Here is a 17,222-nt window from a genome sequence, read left to right on the forward strand (position 1 = left end):
GCGTGGCGGCCTGGTGTTTTGGCTGCGTAGGTTCCGCTCAGAAACAAGCCGGCCTCTGCTCGGTCGGCGACCCCTGAGACAGGAATACTGCCATATGCTTACGCTCACCCGTAAACTGGCCGCCCTCGTTGTGAGTGTGTCGCTGGCGCTGCCCCTTGCCGCCGCAGCCGACCCCGCCAAAGGACCGGAAACCCTGACCAACACCAGCTATGGCGGCGCGGATTCGCTCGCCTGCCTGACCGAGGCGCTGTATTTCGAGGCCCGCGGCGAGGGTCGCAGCGGCCAGCGCGCCGTGGCCGAGGTCATCCTGAACCGCGTCGACAGCCGCACCTTCCCGAACTCGGTCTGTGGCGTCGTCCATCAGCGCGGCCAGTTCACCTATAACAAGGGCCGGCGCATGTCGAACGCCGCCGCCGCCGCCCGCGCCCGCCAGATCGCCGCCGACGCGCTGGCCGGTGCCCCGCGTGAACTGACCAACGGCGCCACCTATTTCCACACCACCGCCGTGCGCCCGTCCTGGTCCAAGCGCTTTACCCGCACCCAGAAGATTGGCAGCCATGTGTTCTATCGTCAGGGCCGCCGCGTCGCCTCGAAATAATCTCGCATGACGCGATGAAGGTCGCGCCCCGCCCCTTGCGGCGGGGCGTTTTCTTTGGGATCTGGGGCCATGGACGAACCTGACCAGATCCATCTGCGCGACTACCTGATCGAGGCCGAGATCGGCGCCTTTCAGTCCGAACGCGGCCATCGCCAGCGGCTGCGCTTTAACCTGACCGCCGATATGGCCGACGCCGTGGACGCGGCGGGCGATGATGTGGACCGCATCCTGTCCTATGACGTGCTGACCGATGCGGTGGCGACGGCGCTGGCGGATGCGCGGTTCAACCTGCTGGAAACACTGGCCGAAAAGATCGCGGCCGAGGTGCTGGCCCATCCCGCTGCCGCCTGCGTGCGGGTCAGCGTGGAAAAGCTGGACCGCATCCCCGGCGCGCTTGGCGTGACGCTGCTGCGCCGCCGTGGCCGCGTCGATCCTGTGCAGGCCGCGCCCGCCCCGGTGGTGCTGTTTCACGGCGCGCCGGTGCCGCCGCCGACCGGCGCGGTGATCGTGGTCCCCGACGCGCCCGGCCTGCCGTTGCCCTCGGGCGGCAATGCGCGGCGGATCGCGCTGCTGGCGCTGGATCAGGCGGCCTGGGCCTTGGGCGGGCAGTTGGGGCTGCATGTGGCCGACAGCCGGACCGAGCTTGACTGGGCGGTGAAAGAGGGCCGCCCGATCCTCTGGGCGCCGTCGCGCATGGCGGCCGATGTGCCGGACCTTGCGGCCGAGCCGGTCAAACTGGCGCTGTGGCTGGCCGAGCGGATGGCGGCGAGCCGCCTCGATCTGGCGCTGCCAGCGGGGGCGGCAATGCCCGAGCTGACGACCGAAATCCCCCTGAACCGGGTCGGCGGATGAGCGAATTCTACTGGCGTCCCATTCCGGTCAGCGAGGGCGCGCTGCCTCTCGCCGGTGGCTGGCTGCGCTTCGATCATATCGAGCGGCTGTCGCGCCACGCCCCACCGCAGATCCTGCCCTCAAGCGCCGCGCCCGCCGATGTTCTGGCGCGGCTGACCGCGCCCCGACCGCCGATCATGGGGCTGGCGCTTGACCGGCCGCAGATCATGGGCGTGGTCAATGCGACGCCCGACAGCTTTTCCGATGGCGGGTTGCACGAGCCCTTGCGTCACGGCACCGCGCTGATCGAACAGGGCGCGGATCTGCTGGATATCGGCGGCGAATCCACCCGCCCCGGCGCCGCTGACATCAGCGAGGCTGACGAGCTGTCGCGCATCCTGCCCACCATCACGGCGCTGTCTGCGCGCTGCCCGATCTCGGTCGATACGCGCAAGGCGGGCGTGGCCGGGCCGGCGATCCGGGCCGGGGCCGGGATGGTGAACGACGTCTCTGGCCTCGATTTCGATCCGGCGCTGGCCGGGGTGGTGGCGGGTAGCGGCGTGGCGCTGTGCCTGATGCACGCGCAGGGCGTGCCCGCGACCATGCAGAACGATCCGCGCTATGATGATGTGCTGCTGGATGTCTATGACGCGCTGCAGGAGCGGCTGGACCGGGCGCTGACGGCGGGCATCCCGCGCGCGCGGATCGTGCTGGACCCCGGCATCGGTTTCGGCAAGACGACCGCGCATAACCTCGCCATCCTCGCGCGGATCGGGCTGTTTCACGCGCTTGGCTGCCCGGTTCTGCTGGGCGTCTCGCGCAAACGCTTCATCGGCGAGATCGGCCAGGCGCCGGACCCGCTCGACCGTGCGCCCGGCACGCTGGCGCTTACCCTTGCGGCGGTGGCGCAGGGGGTGCAGATGCACCGGGTGCACGACGTGGCAGTGGTGCGGCAGGGCCTGGCCCTGTGGCGCGCCGTGACAGAAAGGACAGAGGCAGGATCATGACCCGCAAGCTTTTTGGCACCGATGGGGTGCGTGGACGCGCCAACAGCGATCCCATGACGGCCGAGATGGCGCTGCGTCTGGGCGCGGCGGCGGGGCGCTATTTCCGCCGCGACGGGCGCAACGGGCATCGCGTGGTCATCGGCAAGGACACAAGGCTGTCGGGCTACATGCTGGAAAACGCGCTGACCGCCGGGCTGACCAGCACTGGCATGAACGTGCTGCTGCTGGGTCCGGTGCCGACGCCGGCGGTGGGCTATCTGACGCGCTCGATGCGGGCCGATCTGGGCATCATGATCTCGGCCAGCCACAACCCGGCGGACGATAACGGCATCAAGTTCTTCGGCCCCGACGGCTTCAAGCTGTCCGACGAGGCCGAGACCGAAATCGAGACCATCGTCGCCGGCCAGATCCGCCCCGCCGATCCCGCCAATATCGGCCGCGCCAAGCGCATCGATGACGGGCGCGGGCGCTATGTCGAATATGCCAAGACCACCTTCTCGGCCACCAAGCGGCTGGACGGGCTGAAGGTCGTGGTCGATTGCGCCCATGGCGCCGCCTATCGCGCCGCGCCGGATGTGCTGTACGAACTAGGGGCCGAGCTGGTGCTGATCGGTGTCGAGCCGAACGGGCGCAACATCAATGACGGCGTCGGCTCGACCCACCCCGAGGCCTGCGCGCAGGCGGTGCTGGATCACCGTGCCGATCTGGGCATCTGTCTGGACGGCGACGCCGACCGGCTGATGCTGGTCGATGAAAAGGGCCGCGTGGCCGATGGCGATCAGCTGATGGCGCTGCTGGCCGGGCGTTGGGCCGATCAGGACCGGCTGCGCGGCGGCGCTCTGGTGGCCACGGTGATGTCCAATCTGGGCCTCGAACGCTTCATGCAGGCGCGGGGCCTGCGGCTGGAACGCACCGCCGTCGGCGACCGCTATGTGGTCGAGCGGATGCGCGAGGGCGGCTTCAACCTCGGCGGCGAGCAGTCCGGGCACATCGTCATGACCGATTACGCCACCACCGGCGACGGGCTGATCGCGGGGCTGCAATTCCTGGCCGCCATGCTGGACACCGGGCGCAGCGCCTCGGACCTGCTGACCCAGTTCGAGCCGGTGCCGCAAATGCTGAAGAACGTCCGCTTTGCCGCGGGGACCACGCCCCTGTCCGCAGACGGCGTCAAGACCGCCATCGCCGAGGGCGAGGCGCGGCTGTCGGGCACCGGCCGGGTGCTGATCCGCAAATCGGGCACCGAGCCGCTGATCCGCGTCATGGCCGAGGCCGAGGACGAGGCGCTGCTGCGCGATGTGGTCGAAACCATCGTGGCCGCCGTCCAGAAAGGCGCCTGAGCGGCGACCCTAGGGGCGGACAGCCAGCGGATCGTGGTCATAGATCCAGTCGAAGCGCCCCATCAGCAGCCCCGGCGCCAGCCGCGACAGGCCGCGCAGCCCGGCATGACCAAGCAGCCGCGCCGGGCCGGTCAGGTGATAGTTGCGGGCATTGCCGTTCGCGGCCTCGATCACCCGCGTCACGCGCGGCACCCGCAGCGCCTGATAGCGCGCCAGCGCCCCCGCCTGATCTGGGATTGCGTCAAGACAGGCGGCCAGCGTCCACGCATCCTCGATCGCCATGACCGCGCCCTGCGCCATGAAGGGCAGGGTCGGATGGGCGGCATCGCCCAGGATGACGCGCCGCCCGTCCTGCCAGCAGGGCGCGACGCGGTGGCGGAACAGGCCCCAGATGCCGGTCTGCTCGACCCGCGCCAGCCAGCCGGGCACCTTGCCGCCAAAGCCCGCAAAGGCGGCGCGCAGATGGGCGGGGTCGTCCTGATGCGACCAACCCTCGGCGGTCCAGTCGGGACGCTCGACCACGGCCACGATGTTGCGCAAACCCCGTCCCAGCGGATAGCTGACCAGATGCCGACCCGGCCCCATGAACAGCCGGGCATAGGGATCGGGCGTGCCGGGATCGTCGGGGATCAGCGCGCGCCAAGCGGTCTGGCCGGTGAAAAAGGGCGTCTCCGGCCCGTTCAGCGCGCGGCGCACGCGGCTGTGCAGCCCGTCGGCGCCGATCAGCAGCGGCAGCTCGGGCAGCTCTGCCACCTCGCGATCCAGCGTGACGGTGACGCCGGCGGCGCGGGCGGCGCGTTCCAGCACCTCGACCAGCCGCGCGCGGTGGATCATCCGGAACGCAGCCCCCGGCCGATGCGCGGCCAGCGGCATCCGCGCCACCTGCCGCCCGGCGCGGTCATGCAGCACCACGCCGTCCGAGCGCACGGAGACGGCATCCAGCGCCGGACCAAGGCCAAGCGCCTCGAGCACGCGGCCGGCATTGGGCGAAATCTGCAAGCCCGCGCCCACCTCGCGAAACGCGCCGGCGCGTTCCAGCACCGTGACCTGCGCGCCGCGCTGCGCGAGCGCCAGCGCCACGGTCAGCCCGGCGATCCCGGCGCCGATGATGGTGATGTCACGCGATTGCAGATGGCCGGTCATGGCACCCCCGGTCGGAAAACAGGCGACCCGGCCGCGACCATCCGCGGCAGGGCCAGAGTTCGGGATAGAGAGCGGAAGGAGGCGGCGACATGCGGCATCTGGGCGCGGGGCGTCGGCAGGCACCATCAGAAACCGCAGCAAGAGGTCGGGCGATGGGCGGGGCGATCAGCCCCATGCCCGTCAGCGATCAGTCGTCGCGGTGCACCCGCTCGCGGCGCTCGTGCTTTTCCTGCGCGGCGACGGTCATGGTGGCGATGGGACGTGCATCCAGCCGCTTGAGGCTGATCGGCTCGCCCGACACCTCGCAATAGCCGTATTCGCCGTTCGCGATCCGGCGCAGCGCCGCGTCGATCTTGCCCACCAGCTTGCGCTGGCGGTCGCGGGTGCGCAGTTCCAGCGCCCGGTCGGTTTCCTCGGACGCGCGGTCGGCTAGGTCGGGGACGTTGCGCGCGCTGTCCTGCAAGCCTTCCAGCGTTTCGGCGGATTGCTCGATCAATTCGGCCTTCCAGGCCTCCAGCTTGCGGCGGAAATACTCCAGCTGGCGGTCGTTCATGAAGGGCTCGTCCTCGGCGGGGCGATAGTCATCGGGCAGGAAAATCTGCTGTTTCATACATCCTCCGATGGCGCGGGGTGCCTGTCCCCCGATCCTTGCGCCCCCTTTAAGGGATGCGCGGATGCTTGTCACTAGCGGATCGATTGCGTCACGCTGCCGCGACTTGTCCGGCGATTGCGACGCCGTTAGGGTCCGCGCAGACGCGACCCTGCCGAAGATGTGCGGCCGGGGCAGGAAAGGAACCGCAGATGCAATTCGCCTCGACCCAGACATATATCGCCCCGCCCGACCTCGCGATCGCGGTGAACGCGGCGGTGACGCTGGAACGCCCGCTGCTGGTCAAGGGCGAGCCGGGGACCGGCAAGACCGAGCTGGCCCGGCAGGTCGCGACCAGCCTTGGCCTGCCGATCATCGAATGGAACGTGAAATCGACCACCAAGGCGCAGCAGGGCCTGTATGAATACGACGCCGTCAGCCGGTTGCGCGACAGCCAGCTGGGCGATGCGCGCGTCCATGACGTCGGCAATTATATCCGCAAGGGCAAGCTGTGGCAGGCCTTCGAGGCGCCGGGCAAGGTGGTGCTGCTGATCGACGAGATCGACAAGGCCGATATCGAGTTTCCCAACGACCTGCTGCAGGAACTCGACCGGATGGAGTTCCACGTCTACGAGACCGGCGAGACCATCCGCGCCCGTCACCGGCCGGTCGTCATCATCACCTCGAACAACGAAAAGGAACTGCCCGACGCCTTCCTGCGCCGCTGCTTTTTCCATTATATCCGCTTTCCTGACGCCGAGACGCTGGCGCAGATCGTGGCCGTCCACTACCCCGGCCTGAAACCGCGCCTGCTGGACGAGGCGCTGACCCGCTTTTTCGAGATCCGAGAGGCGCCGGGGCTGAAGAAAAAGCCGTCGACCTCCGAGTTTCTGGACTGGCTCAAGCTGATCCTGGCCGAGGATCTGACCGCCGAGGATCTGAAGAAGGCGCCGGGCGAGATGCTGCCGCGCCTGCACGGCGCCTTGCTGAAGAACGAACAGGATGTGGCGCTGTTCGAAAAGCTGTCCTTTCTGGCCCGACGGCAGGGGCGTTAACCGCCGGGATCACGGGCGGATGGGCAGGGCGGATGCCCCGCCGCGTCCCGTGTCAGCCGGTCGCTATTCCCACTCGATCGTGCCGGGCGGCTTCGAGGTGATGTCATAGGTGACGCGGTTGATGCCGCGCACCTCGTTGATGATCCGGGTCGCCGTTTCGCCCAGGAATTCATGGCTGAACGGATAGTAATCCGCCGTCATCCCGTCGACCGAGGTCACCGCCCGCAGCGCGCAGGCGAAATCATAGGTCCGGCCGTCGCCCATGACGCCCACGGTGCGGACCGGCAGGATCGCCACGAAGGCTTGCCAGATATCGTCGTAAAGGCCGTGGCGGCGGATCTGGTCGATGAACACCGCATCGGCCTTGCGCAGGATCTCGAGCTTTTCGCGGGTGATCTCGCCGGGGCAGCGGATGGCCAGACCGGGTCCGGGAAAGGGGTGGCGGCCGATGAAGCTGTCGGGCAGGCCAAGCTCGCGACCCAGGGCGCGGACCTCGTCCTTGAACAGTTCGCGCAGCGGCTCGACCAGCTTCAGCCCCATCTTTTCGGGCAGCCCGCCGACATTGTGGTGCGACTTGATCGTGACCGACGGCCCGCCCGAGAAGCTGACGCTTTCAATGACGTCGGGATAGAGCGTGCCTTGCGCCAGGAACTCGGCCCCGTCGATCTGCGCGGCCTCGCGCTGGAAGACGTCGATGAACAGCTTGCCGATCAGCTTGCGCTTTGTCTCCGGGTCGCTGACGCCTTCAAGCGCGGTCAGGAACAGGTCGCTTTCATCGGCATGGATCAGCGGGATGTTGTAATTGTCGCGGAACATGGTCACGACCTCGTCCGCCTCGTTCAGGCGCAGCAGGCCGTGATCGACAAAGACGCAGGTCAGTTGATCGCCGATCGCCTCGTGGATCAGCACCGCCGCGACCGAGCTGTCGACCCCGCCCGACAGCCCGCAGATCACGCGCTTGTCGCCGACCTGTTCGCGAATCTTGCGGATCGCCTCGTCACGATAAGATGCCATGGTCCAGTCGCCGGTGAACCCGGCCAGACGGACGAAGTTTTCCAGCATCTGCGCGCCGTTCGGCGTGTGGTGCACCTCGGGGTGGAACTGCACGGCATAGAAACGCCGCGCCTCGTCCGCGATCATCGCCAGCGGCGCGTTGGGCGAGGTGCCGATGACCTCGAACCCCGGCGCGATGCGGGTGACGCGGTCGCCATGGCTCATCCAGACCTGCTCGCGCCCGTCGGGGAACAGCCCGGCAAAGATGCCATCGCCGCGATGGCCCTCGGCCGGGGTGACATAGGCGCGGCCATATTCCGCGTGGTGCCCGGCCTCGACCTGCCCGCCAAGCTGCTGCATCATCACCTGCTGACCATAGCAGATCCCGAACACCGGCACCCCCAGCGTCCACAGGCTGTCGGGCGCGCGCGGGCTGCCCTCGCGCGTGACGCTGTCGGGGCCGCCGGACAGGATCACCGCCAGCGGCGCGATCTCGGCCAGCTTGGCGTCGGTGACCGCCTGATAGGGCAGGATTTCGCAAAAGACGTTCAACTCGCGCAGGCGGCGCGCGATAAGCTGCGTCACCTGAGAGCCGAAATCGATGATGAGAAGGCGCTGATGCTGGGTCATGTGCGGGATTTACGCGCCGCCGCCGGGCAAGGCAAGAGCGGGTGGCAAGCCGCGCCGCAGGTCGCGCGGGCGGCGCGTGGGGGAACCTTGCGGCTGCGGCGGGCGTTCCGATTTATCCGCGATCTCAATATCTTCCCCGCGAACAGGAGAGTGTCCATGCCGCGTCCCGCCAGCTTTTTGTCATGGGCCCTGGCCCCCGCGCTGATGCTTGGGCTTGCCGGCTGCGAGTTGCCCAGTGCGGCGGGCGACTCGGAACAGCCCTTCACCACACCCGCCACGGCCAATCCCAACCTGCCCGCGCCTGCGACCGAGGAGTTGGCGCCGCTTTGCCCCGCGCCCGATCCGGCGCAGCTGGCGGTGCTGGAACAGCAGATCAATGCCGAACGGACGCGGCTGGGGCGCAGCGCGTTGACCTTCCGGCCCGAACTCGCGGTGGCGGCCCAGGCCCATGCCTGCGACATGGCGCGGATGGGGCGGCTGGGGGTCGCCGGGTCGAACGGCTCGTCGGTGGTCGACCGGATCCGGGCGGTGAATTATTCGGCCTGTTCCTCGGCGCAGCTGATCGGGCAGCAGGGCGGGGCGACGGGCCAGATGGCGCAATGGCTGGCCCACAAGCCCGATCAAGAGATCCTTGTCCACAACAAGTTCGACGATGCCGGGATCGGGATGGTCGCCTCGGGCGGGCGCTATTGGTGGTCGCTGGTGATGGCGGATCGCTGTAGCTAAGCCGCCGTTCGGGGATGAAGAAAGGGGCCTCGCGGCCCCTTTTCCTATTTCTCGGGCACCAGACCCCGTGGCGAGAAGCGCAGCACCAGCAGCAGCACCGCCCCCATGGCGATGAACCGCATATGCGCGGCGCTTTCCATCAGGTGCTGTTTCAGCGCCCCGGCCGGCAGCGGGCTGGTCAGCAGCGCGATCAGCTGCGGCCCCCAGCTTTCCGCCTTGGTCCACAGGAACCAGATCAGGATGCCGCCAAGTGCAGCGCCCCAGTTGTTGCCGGACCCGCCGACCACGACCATGACCCAGACCAGGAAGGTATAGCGCAGCGGGTTATACTGGGTCGGCGCCATCAGCCCGTCATGGGTGATCATCATGGCACCGGCCAGCCCCATCACCGCGCAGCCGATGACGAAGACCTGCAGATGCCGTCCCGTCACGTCCTTGCCCATCGCGTCGGCGGCGACCTCGTTGTCGCGGATCGCGCGCATCATCCGGCCCCATGGCGATTTCAGCGACAGTTCCGCCAGCAGGATCAGCGCGATCAGCACGACGCTGAACAGCCCCGCATAGGCCAGCTTGACCCAGATGCCAGAGGCCTCGGCCAGCGGAATCCCCCAAGACGCGGCGCGGGCGACGAATTCGGGGTCCTGCTGCAACTGGATCTCATACGGGACCGGGCGCGGGATCGAGGTGACGTTCTTGACCCCGCGGGCCAGCCATTCCTCGTTCTTCAGCACGGCGACGATGATCTCGCCGATGCCCAGCGTCGCAATCGCCAGATAGTCCGAGCGCAGCCCCAGCGCCACCTTGCCCACGCCCCAGGCGGCGGCGGCGGCGAACAGCGCGCCCACCGGCCAGGACAGCAGCACCGGCAGGCCCAGCCCGCCGAGATTGCCATATTGCGCGGCCTGATTGGCCTCGATCGCCATGACCGCCGGATCGAACAGCCAGCGATACAGCGCAAAGCCGATGATCAGCACCGCCAGCAGCGCCGGGACGCGCCATGTCCCGCGCAGCTTGCGCCAGGTGTAAGAGGCCAGAAACAGCGTCCCCAGCCCGACGATCAGCGCCACGGCGACGCGCATCCCGCCCGCCGACCAACTGCCCTCGACCGGCGCGACCGAGATCAGCACCGGCGCCAGCCCGCCAATGGCCAGGAACCCGACCACGCCAGAGTTGAAGAGCCCGGCATAGCCCCATTGCATGTTCAGCCCCAGCGCCATGACGGCCGAAATGATGCCCATGTTCAGGATCGCGAGCGAGGTGTTCCATGACCCGCTGAACAGCGCGTTGCGGGTGGTGCCCTCCAGCACGAACAGCAGCGCCAGCACCCCGAACAGGATCGGTGCGCGCCAGGGGCTGGACCTTTCGGCTTGACGTGTCGTTGCCATGATCTGACCCCCTTACACGGACTTGCCGCGGAACAGGCCGGTGGGCCGGAACAGCAGCACGATGATGAGGATGACGAAGCTGACCGCGAATTTGTATTCGGTGGACAGCAGTTGCAGCAGCGAACCGCCGGTTTCGATCCCGAGGTGATCGGCGACCTTCTTCCACGGATAGGTGATCGCGACCTCGGAAAAGGCGACGATGAAGCCGCCGGCGATGGCCCCGATCGGGCTGCCCAGACCGCCGACGATGGCGGCGGCGAAGATGGGCAGCAGGATCTGGAAATAGTTGAAGGGCTTGAATGCTTTGTCCAGACCGTAAAGCGTGCCGGCAATGGTCATCAGCGCGGCGGCGATGATCCAGGTCAGCCGCACCACCCGGTCCGGGTCGATCCCCGACAGCAGGGCCAGATCCTCGTTGTCGGAATAGGCGCGCATGGCCTTGCCGGATTTGGTGCGGTTCAGGAACCAGAACAGCGCCCACACCACCAGCACGGCCATGACCACGGTGATGACCTGCGTGGTGCGCAGGGCCAGCCCCTCGGACAGGCCGGACCATTCGCGAAAGCTGCGGACGTCGATGACAAAGCGCGCGCCGTCGGCAAACCGGATCTCGTCCACGCCGATCAGCAGGCGGGTCAGGCCGTTGGTGACGAACATCACCCCGACCGAGGCCATGACCAGGATGATCGGATCGGATTTCTTGCGCCGGTAAAAGCGATAGACCACGCGGTCGGTGGCCAGCACCATGATCGCGCAGCCGATGATGCCGAAGGGCAGCGCAAGCAGCGCCACCGGCAGCGGCCCCAGGCTGACGCCCAGCGATTGCAGCGCCCAGGTCGCGATGATGGTGATCGCGGTGCCAAAGGCCATGGTGTCGCCATGGGCAAAGTTGGAAAACCGCAGGATGCCGTAGATCAGCGTGATGCCCAGCGCGCCGAGCGCAAGCTGCGCCCCATAGGCGGCGGCCGGGATGAAGACAAAGTTCAGGAATGCCACGAGGGCGTTGAGAATATCCATTATCGCGCGACCTCGCAGGAGCCGATATGGGTGATCGCCATGATCGGATCGGTCAGATGTGTGGTAAGGCGGGCCTGCCCGTCCGGCATGACGCTGAACATGCGCGGCTTGCCGGTCTCGGGCGCGGCAGAAGCGGCGATGACGCGGCCGCCCTGCACCGCTGCGGCAAGCGCCAGGGTTTCAGCGCCGTCCTGCCAATCGGCGGCGGACAGCCCCGCGCCGTCAGAGATCACCGTCAGCCGGCCCCCATAGTCCGAGGCCGCGCAGTCGGTGTCGCTGCATTCGGTCTGAAAGCTGCACTCGAAGGTCATCGACTGCGCGTCCGGCGTGCCGTCCTGCATCGGTGCGGCGTCCGAGATCGGCGCGATCTGATCCACCGGCGCCGCGCCAGCGGGCGGCAGGTCCGCCGTCTGTGCGGCAAGGGGGGCGGCGAGACAGGCCGTCAGCGCCAGCGCCGCGAGCAGGGGCAGGGGGGTGCGGACAGCCACGCTCAACCCCCCAGGAAGGTGCGGCGCACCTCGGGGTTGGCCATAAGCTCTTGCCCGGTGCCGGTATGGGCGTTGGCGCCCTGCACCAGCACATAGGCCTTGTCGGCGATGTTCATGGCCTGCTTGGCGTTCTGTTCGACCATCAGCACCGGCAGCCCGGTGCGGGCAATCTCGATGATGCGGTCGAACAGCTCGTCCATGACGATGGGCGAGACGCCGGCGGTGGGTTCATCCAGCATCAACAGGCTGGGCCGGGTCATCAGCGAACGCCCGACCGCGACCTGCTGGCGCTGCCCGCCCGACAATTCGCCCGCCGCCTGCCGGCGCTTGTCCTTCAGGATCGGGAACAGGTCGAAGACCTGGGCCATCGTCTCGCGGATGTCGTCCTCGCGGATGAAGGCGCCCATTTCCAGGTTCTCCTCGACCGTCATCGAGGGGAAGATGTTGTTGACCTGCGGCACAAAGCCCATGCCCGCCTTGACCCGGTCCTGCGGGTTCAACTGGGTGATGTCCTTGCCGTTCAGCCGGACCGAGCCCTGACGCAGTTCCAGCATCCCGAACAGCGCCTTCATCGCGGTCGATTTGCCGGCCCCGTTCGGGCCGACGATGACGGCGATCTGGCCCTTTTCGACGGCGATGGTGCAGTCGTGCAGGATGTCGGGGCCCTTGCCATAGCCGCCGGTCATGTTCTCGCCGATCAGGAAGGGATCGTCGGGCCGGCCGGGGCCGACGGGGCCGGATCGACGCTCGCCATCGACCTGACCGCGCCCGTGGGGGTTGACGATCGAGCGGTCGCGGTTGCCGCGTCCCGAAAATGGATCGCTGTCGCTCATGCGCGGGATGTCTCCTGCTGGTGGGTCGCGCGGACGCGGCCGGGCCGCGATGCCGCCGCCGGCGCGGCAACGCCCGGCGCTGGATGGGGCCGGGGGACGCGGGCGGGCTGGCGGGTCATGCGCTGACCATGTCCTTGTTCTTGAGGCCGCGGCCCAGATAGGCCTCGATCACGGCTTCGTTCTGCATGATGCTGTCGGCGCTGCCCTGGGCCAGAACCTTGCCCTCGGCCATGACAATCACCGGGTCGCAGAGCTTGCCGATGAAATCCATGTCATGTTCGATGACGCAGAAGGTATAGCCGCGTTCCTTGTTCAGCCGCACGATGGCGTCCGCAATGGTCATCAGCAGCGTGCGGTTCACGCCCGCCCCGACCTCGTCCAGAAACACGATCTTGGCGTCGACCATCATCGTGCGGCCCAGTTCCAGCAGCTTTTTCTGCCCGCCGGACAGGTTGCCGGCGCGTTCCTCGGCCAGATGGCCGATGGTCAGGAAATTGAGCACCTCGTCGGCGCGTTCGCGCAGGGCGCGTTCCTCGGCGCGGATGCGGTGGCGGGCGAACCATGTGCTGATCAGCGTCTCGCCGGTCTGGCCCGCGGGCACCATCATCAGATTCTCGCGCACGGTCATCGACGAAAACTCGTGCGCCAGCTGGAAGGTCCGCAGCAGCCCCTTGTGGAACAGCTGGTGCGGGGCAAGGCCGGTGATGTCCTCGCCATCCATCCAGACCCGGCCCGAGGTCGGCTTGTGAACCCCGGCGATCACGTTGAACAGCGTGGATTTTCCGGCGCCGTTGGGGCCGATCAGCCCGGTGATGGACCCGGTCTCGATCCGCAGGCTGGCGCCATCGACGGCAGAAAATCCGCCAAATTTCTTGTGCAGGTTCTCGACCCGGATCATTCCGCCCCCTGTCGTGCGAATGACAAATCAGTGCGGCCGCCCTTTAGCGTAACCGAAAAAGCGCCGCCAGAGATAATGAAAACGGCCCGACGCCACCGCGCCGGGCCGAAGACAGGGTCGATCAGTGATAGGCAACCACTTCCAGCTTGCCGTCCTTGATCGTCGTCTCGCGATAGGAACCGGCGCTTTCGCCCGGCTCGACCAGCTCGACCGAGGACGCGCCGACATAGTCGATGTCCTCGCCCGCGGCCAGCAGTTCCAGCCCCTTGGCCAGTTCGCCCGGCAGGATCTGCTCGCCCGGCGCGTTCGCGACCTCCATCACCTTTTCCTTGGCGGCGGCGGGGTCGGACGACCCGGCAGCCTGCATCGACAGCAGGATAAGGGCTGCGGCGTCATACGCCTCGGCCGAATAGGGGCCCGAGGCGTCGAAGCCGGCTTCCTTGGCCAGTTCCTCGAAGCGGTCGCGGCCATCGCCTTCGGCGGCGGGGTTGATGCCGATCGAGCCTTCGATTTCCGAGCCGAAGCGGTCGACCAGTTCCTGCCCGATCATGCCGTCGGGGAAGATGAACTTGTCGAATGCGCCGGTATCGAGCGAGGCACGGGTCACGCCCGAGCCGCCCTGATCGACATAGCCGACCACCGCCAGCGCGTCGCCGCCGGCCGATGCCAGTGCCGCGACCTCGGCCGAGTAATCCGCCTTGCCGTCGTCATGCGCGGACGAGGTGGTGACCGTGCCGCCCTGCTTTTCAAAAGCCGCCTGGAAGCTGTCGGCCAGACCCTTGCCATAGTCGTTGTTGGTATAGGTGATGGCCACCGATTCGATGCCCTGCGCCTTGGCCAGTTCCGCCATGACCTCGCCCTGACGCGCGTCGGACGGCGAGGTGCGATAGAACAGGTTCTGGTCGTCGATGGTGCTGAGCGCCGGCGAGGTGGCCGAGGGCGAGATCATCAGCACGCCGTTCGGGATCGCGACCTTTTCCAGCGTGGCGATGGTCTCGCCCGAGCACTGGCCGCCGACCATGGCGCGGACGCCGTCGGCGACCTGACGCTCGGCCGCGGATACGCTGGCGGCGGCGTCGATGCAGGTGGTGTCGGACCGCGGCGTCACCACCGTCGAGCCGTCGAGGAACTTGCCGGATTCGCTGATTTCCTTGGCCGCGGCCTCGGCCCCGGCGGCGATGTTCGGCGCCATCGATTCCAGCGGGCCGGTGAAGCCCAGGTGCAGACCCAGCTTGACTTCCTCGGCTCCGGCGGCGCCGGCGATCAGCGCGGTTGCGGCCGTGGCAAGAAGCAGACGTTTCATGTTTTTAATCCCTGTTGGTCTTGTTGATGACAGAGACGTTAGCGAAGCCCCGCCGCAAAAGTAAAGTTGTTTCACTTGATCCCGCATTACATGGTGAACGGGCCGCCGGGCCGGGCAAGGTTGGGGTTCCGCTTTGCCCCTGCAGGGCTTATACATGCGGCGGCCATATCTAAGGGAGACCTCGCCATGACGCAGGATCAGCGCCAGACAACCGCCGCCGCCCCCTGGGACAAGGCCGGCTGGCGCGCCTATCCGCGCGTCCAGATGCCCGATTATCCCGATGCCGACGCCCTGAACGCGGTCGAGGCGCAGCTGGCGAAATACCCGCCGCTGGTCTTTGCCGGCGAGGCACGGCGGCTGAAGGCGCATCTCGCCCGCGTGGCCGAGGGGCAGGCCTTCCTGCTGCAAGGCGGCGACTGCGCCGAGAGCTTTGCCGAGTTCAGCGCCGACAACATCCGCGACACCTTCAAGGTGCTGTTGCAGATGGCGGTGGTGCTGACCTGGGGCGCGCAACTGCCCGTGGTCAAGGTCGGCCGCATGGCGGGCCAGTTCGCCAAGCCGCGCAGCGCCGCGACCGAGACCGTGGACGGGGTCGAGCTGCCCAGCTATCGCGGCGACATCATCAACGGCTTCGACTTCACACCCGAGGCGCGCATCCCCGATCCGCAGCGGATGCTGTCGGCCTATACGCAGGCCGCGGCCTCGCTGAACCTGCTGCGGGCGTTCTCGACCGGCGGTTATGCCGATATCCACCGCGTGCAAAGCTGGATCGCGGATTTCACGTCAGGCCCCGAGGCCGAGCGTTACCGCGACATCGCCGACCGCATCCGCGATGCGATGGCCTTCATGCAGGCGGCGGGCGTCACCTCGGCCACCGCGCATGAGCTGGGGCAGGTGGATTTCTTCACCAGCCACGAGGCCCTGCTGCTGGAATATGAAGAGGCGCTGTCGCGGATCGACACCACCACCGGCCTGCCGGTGGCGGGGTCGGGCCACATGATCTGGATCGGCGACCGCACCCGGCAGCCGGACGGCGCGCATGTCGAATTCGCCCGCGGCGTCCAGAACCCGATCGGGCTGAAGACCGGGCCCAGCACCACCGCCGACGACCTGAAGCGGCTGATGGAGAAGCTGAACCCCGACAACGAATCCGGTCGGCTGACCCTGATCGCGCGGTTCGGCGCGGGCAGCGTGGGCGAGCATCTGCCCCGGCTGATCCGCACGGTTCGGGAAGAGGGCGCGAATGTCGTCTGGTCCTGCGATCCGATGCACGGCAACGTCATCAAATCCTCGACCGGCTACAAGACCCGGCCCTTCGATTCGATCCTACGCGAGGTGCGCGAGTTCTTCGCCGTCCACAAGGCCGAGGGCACCATCCCCGGCGGCGTGCATTTCGAGATGACCGGCAAGGACGTGACCGAATGCACCGGCGGTCTGCGCGCGGTGACGGACGAAAACCTCTCGGACCGCTATCACACCGCCTGCGACCCGCGCCTGAACGCCAGCCAGTCGCTTGAGCTGGCGTTTCTGGTCGCCGAAGAGCTGCGCAACCGCCGCGTCGCCGACCCCGAGGCCCGCGCCCGCGCCGTCTGACGCCGGGACCGCTGACCAGATTGAAAAAGGGGGCCGAGGCGGCCCCCTTTTGCTGTTCTATCCGGCGTCGGGCGTGGCCCAACGGATCAGCGCCACAGCGTCGACAGCTTTGTGCTGGGGGTCTCGTCGCCCCAGATCTCGGGCCCGATGGCCAGGAAATCGGTCATCCGCGACAGGGTGGCGATCAGCGCGGGGTCCAGCCCGCCTTCGGCCACCACCGGCACCTCGATCATCTCGGACCACCACTCGAACAGGTCCAGCGGCGCGGTCTCTCCGTCGCCCAGGCCGGTCTCGCCGGCCGGGCCAAAGCTGACGTAATCGGCGCCGGCCTCGGCCGCGCTCAGCCCCTCGTGGCGCGACGCGCCGCAGAAGGCGCCGACGATGGCGTCCGCGCCCAGTTCCTTGCGGGCATAGCGGACCTGCTTGGCGCCGGTGGTCAGGTGCACCCCGTCCAGCCCGTGTTTCTGGGCCAGCTGGATATGGTCGTCGATGACCACGGCGATGTCATAGGCGTGGGCGATGTCGCGGATCACGTCGGCGACCCGGCCCAGCCGATCCTCGTCGCCCGCGCCGGGGATGCGGATGCAGGCGGGGCGGAACCGCTCGACGATCTCGGCCAGAAGCGGGGCGATGGCGCCCGGAACGGCCCCGACCGGGGCGATCAGGTAAAGCTGCGGCGCGGTGGCGGCGTCGGGGCTGGCAGGGGTGTCAGGCTGCTGGGTCATCCGGAGTTTCCTTTTGGTGTCGCCGACATAGCAGCGCAGCCCCCGCCGCGCCAGTGCCCGCAGGCGCG

General features: G+C 67.9%; 17 protein-coding genes. 7 read left to right on the plus strand and 10 right to left on the minus strand.

From position 1 onward, the window contains the following. Positions 1-94: 94 nt before the first annotated feature. The 4 genes from CYR75_RS02740 to glmM all read left to right on the plus strand — a co-directional run bounded on the left by CYR75_RS02740 (position 95) and on the right by glmM (position 3,776). The gene (locus CYR75_RS02740; RefSeq protein WP_101498739.1) at positions 95-598 is read left to right on the plus strand and encodes a cell wall hydrolase; all 504 of its coding nucleotides are present in this window, start codon (positions 95-97) and stop codon (positions 596-598) included. Positions 599-667: 69 nt separating this feature from the next. Continuing rightward, positions 668-1,450 (plus strand): dihydroneopterin aldolase, encoded by a 783-nt coding sequence (locus CYR75_RS02745; protein ID WP_101498740.1) that lies wholly within the window; start codon positions 668-670, stop codon positions 1,448-1,450. Beyond that, positions 1,447-2,436 carry a dihydropteroate synthase gene (folP, locus tag CYR75_RS02750; protein WP_101498741.1) on the plus strand — a complete coding sequence of 330 codons (990 nt, stop codon included), beginning with the start codon at positions 1,447-1,449 and terminating at the stop codon, positions 2,434-2,436. The genes CYR75_RS02745 and folP overlap by 4 nt, the downstream gene beginning before the upstream one ends. Further along, positions 2,433-3,776, plus strand: coding sequence for a phosphoglucosamine mutase (gene glmM, locus CYR75_RS02755; protein ID WP_101498742.1), 1,344 nt, complete (start codon positions 2,433-2,435; stop codon positions 3,774-3,776). The genes folP and glmM overlap by 4 nt, the downstream gene beginning before the upstream one ends. A gap of 9 nt (positions 3,777-3,785) precedes the next feature. Here the strand turns inward: glmM and CYR75_RS02760 are convergent, their stop codons facing one another. Both CYR75_RS02760 and dksA read right to left on the minus strand, forming a co-directional pair. After that, a complete protein-coding gene (locus tag CYR75_RS02760) occupies positions 3,786-4,919 on the minus strand; it encodes an FAD-dependent oxidoreductase (protein ID WP_101498743.1) in 1,134 nt (377 codons plus the stop codon). A 187-nt stretch (positions 4,920-5,106) separates the two neighbouring features. Beyond that, entirely contained in the window at positions 5,107-5,529 is a 423-nt protein-coding gene (gene dksA, locus CYR75_RS02765; RefSeq protein WP_101498744.1) for an RNA polymerase-binding protein DksA, read from the minus strand. Positions 5,530-5,720: 191 nt separating this feature from the next. On the opposite strand from dksA, the gene CYR75_RS02770 reads away from it, so the two are divergent. Next, a complete protein-coding gene (locus CYR75_RS02770) occupies positions 5,721-6,563 on the plus strand; it encodes an AAA family ATPase (RefSeq protein ID WP_101498745.1) in 843 nt (280 codons plus the stop codon). A gap of 63 nt (positions 6,564-6,626) precedes the next feature. Here CYR75_RS02770 and guaA read toward each other — a convergent pair whose 3' ends face one another. Further along, positions 6,627-8,186 carry a glutamine-hydrolyzing GMP synthase gene (gene guaA / locus CYR75_RS02775; protein WP_101498746.1) on the minus strand — a complete coding sequence of 520 codons (1,560 nt, stop codon included), beginning with the start codon at positions 8,184-8,186 and terminating at the stop codon, positions 6,627-6,629. A gap of 156 nt (positions 8,187-8,342) precedes the next feature. On the opposite strand from guaA, the gene CYR75_RS02780 reads away from it, so the two are divergent. Next, positions 8,343-8,912, plus strand: coding sequence for a CAP domain-containing protein (locus tag CYR75_RS02780; RefSeq protein ID WP_158644560.1), 570 nt, complete (start codon positions 8,343-8,345; stop codon positions 8,910-8,912). Between the two features lie 44 nt (positions 8,913-8,956). On the opposite strand, the gene CYR75_RS02785 is transcribed toward CYR75_RS02780, so the two are convergent. From CYR75_RS02785 to CYR75_RS02810, 6 genes are all read right to left on the minus strand, one after another. Then, positions 8,957-10,297, minus strand: a complete 1,341-nt coding sequence (locus CYR75_RS02785) for a branched-chain amino acid ABC transporter permease (protein ID WP_101498748.1) — start codon at positions 10,295-10,297, stop codon at positions 8,957-8,959. Positions 10,298-10,309: 12 nt separating this feature from the next. Beyond that, on the minus strand, positions 10,310-11,314 hold the full coding sequence (locus tag CYR75_RS02790; RefSeq protein ID WP_101498749.1) for a branched-chain amino acid ABC transporter permease: 1,005 nt from the start codon (positions 11,312-11,314) through the stop codon (positions 10,310-10,312). Then, entirely contained in the window at positions 11,314-11,802 is a 489-nt protein-coding gene (locus CYR75_RS02795; protein ID WP_101498750.1) for a hypothetical protein, read from the minus strand. The genes CYR75_RS02790 and CYR75_RS02795 overlap by 1 nt, the downstream gene beginning before the upstream one ends. A gap of 2 nt (positions 11,803-11,804) precedes the next feature. Further along, positions 11,805-12,635: an ABC transporter ATP-binding protein gene (locus CYR75_RS02800; RefSeq protein WP_101498751.1), complete on the minus strand. Its 831-nt coding sequence runs from the start codon at positions 12,633-12,635 to the stop codon at positions 11,805-11,807. Positions 12,636-12,750: 115 nt separating this feature from the next. After that, a complete protein-coding gene (locus CYR75_RS02805; RefSeq protein WP_101498752.1) occupies positions 12,751-13,533 on the minus strand; it encodes an ABC transporter ATP-binding protein in 783 nt (260 codons plus the stop codon). Positions 13,534-13,654: 121 nt separating this feature from the next. Continuing rightward, the gene (locus CYR75_RS02810) at positions 13,655-14,836 is read right to left on the minus strand and encodes an ABC transporter substrate-binding protein (protein WP_101498753.1); all 1,182 of its coding nucleotides are present in this window, start codon (positions 14,834-14,836) and stop codon (positions 13,655-13,657) included. A gap of 186 nt (positions 14,837-15,022) precedes the next feature. Between CYR75_RS02810 and CYR75_RS02815 the strand changes: the two genes are divergently transcribed. Next, the gene (locus tag CYR75_RS02815; RefSeq protein WP_101498754.1) at positions 15,023-16,429 is read left to right on the plus strand and encodes a class II 3-deoxy-7-phosphoheptulonate synthase; all 1,407 of its coding nucleotides are present in this window, start codon (positions 15,023-15,025) and stop codon (positions 16,427-16,429) included. 86 nt (positions 16,430-16,515) lie between these two features. On the opposite strand, the gene CYR75_RS02820 is transcribed toward CYR75_RS02815, so the two are convergent. Beyond that, the gene (locus tag CYR75_RS02820; protein ID WP_101498755.1) at positions 16,516-17,154 is read right to left on the minus strand and encodes a thiamine phosphate synthase; all 639 of its coding nucleotides are present in this window, start codon (positions 17,152-17,154) and stop codon (positions 16,516-16,518) included. Between the last annotated feature and the right edge of the window lie 68 nt (positions 17,155-17,222).

It is taken from the genome of Paracoccus jeotgali (assembly GCF_002865605.1).
GTDB lineage: Bacteria > Pseudomonadota > Alphaproteobacteria > Rhodobacterales > Rhodobacteraceae > Paracoccus > Paracoccus jeotgali.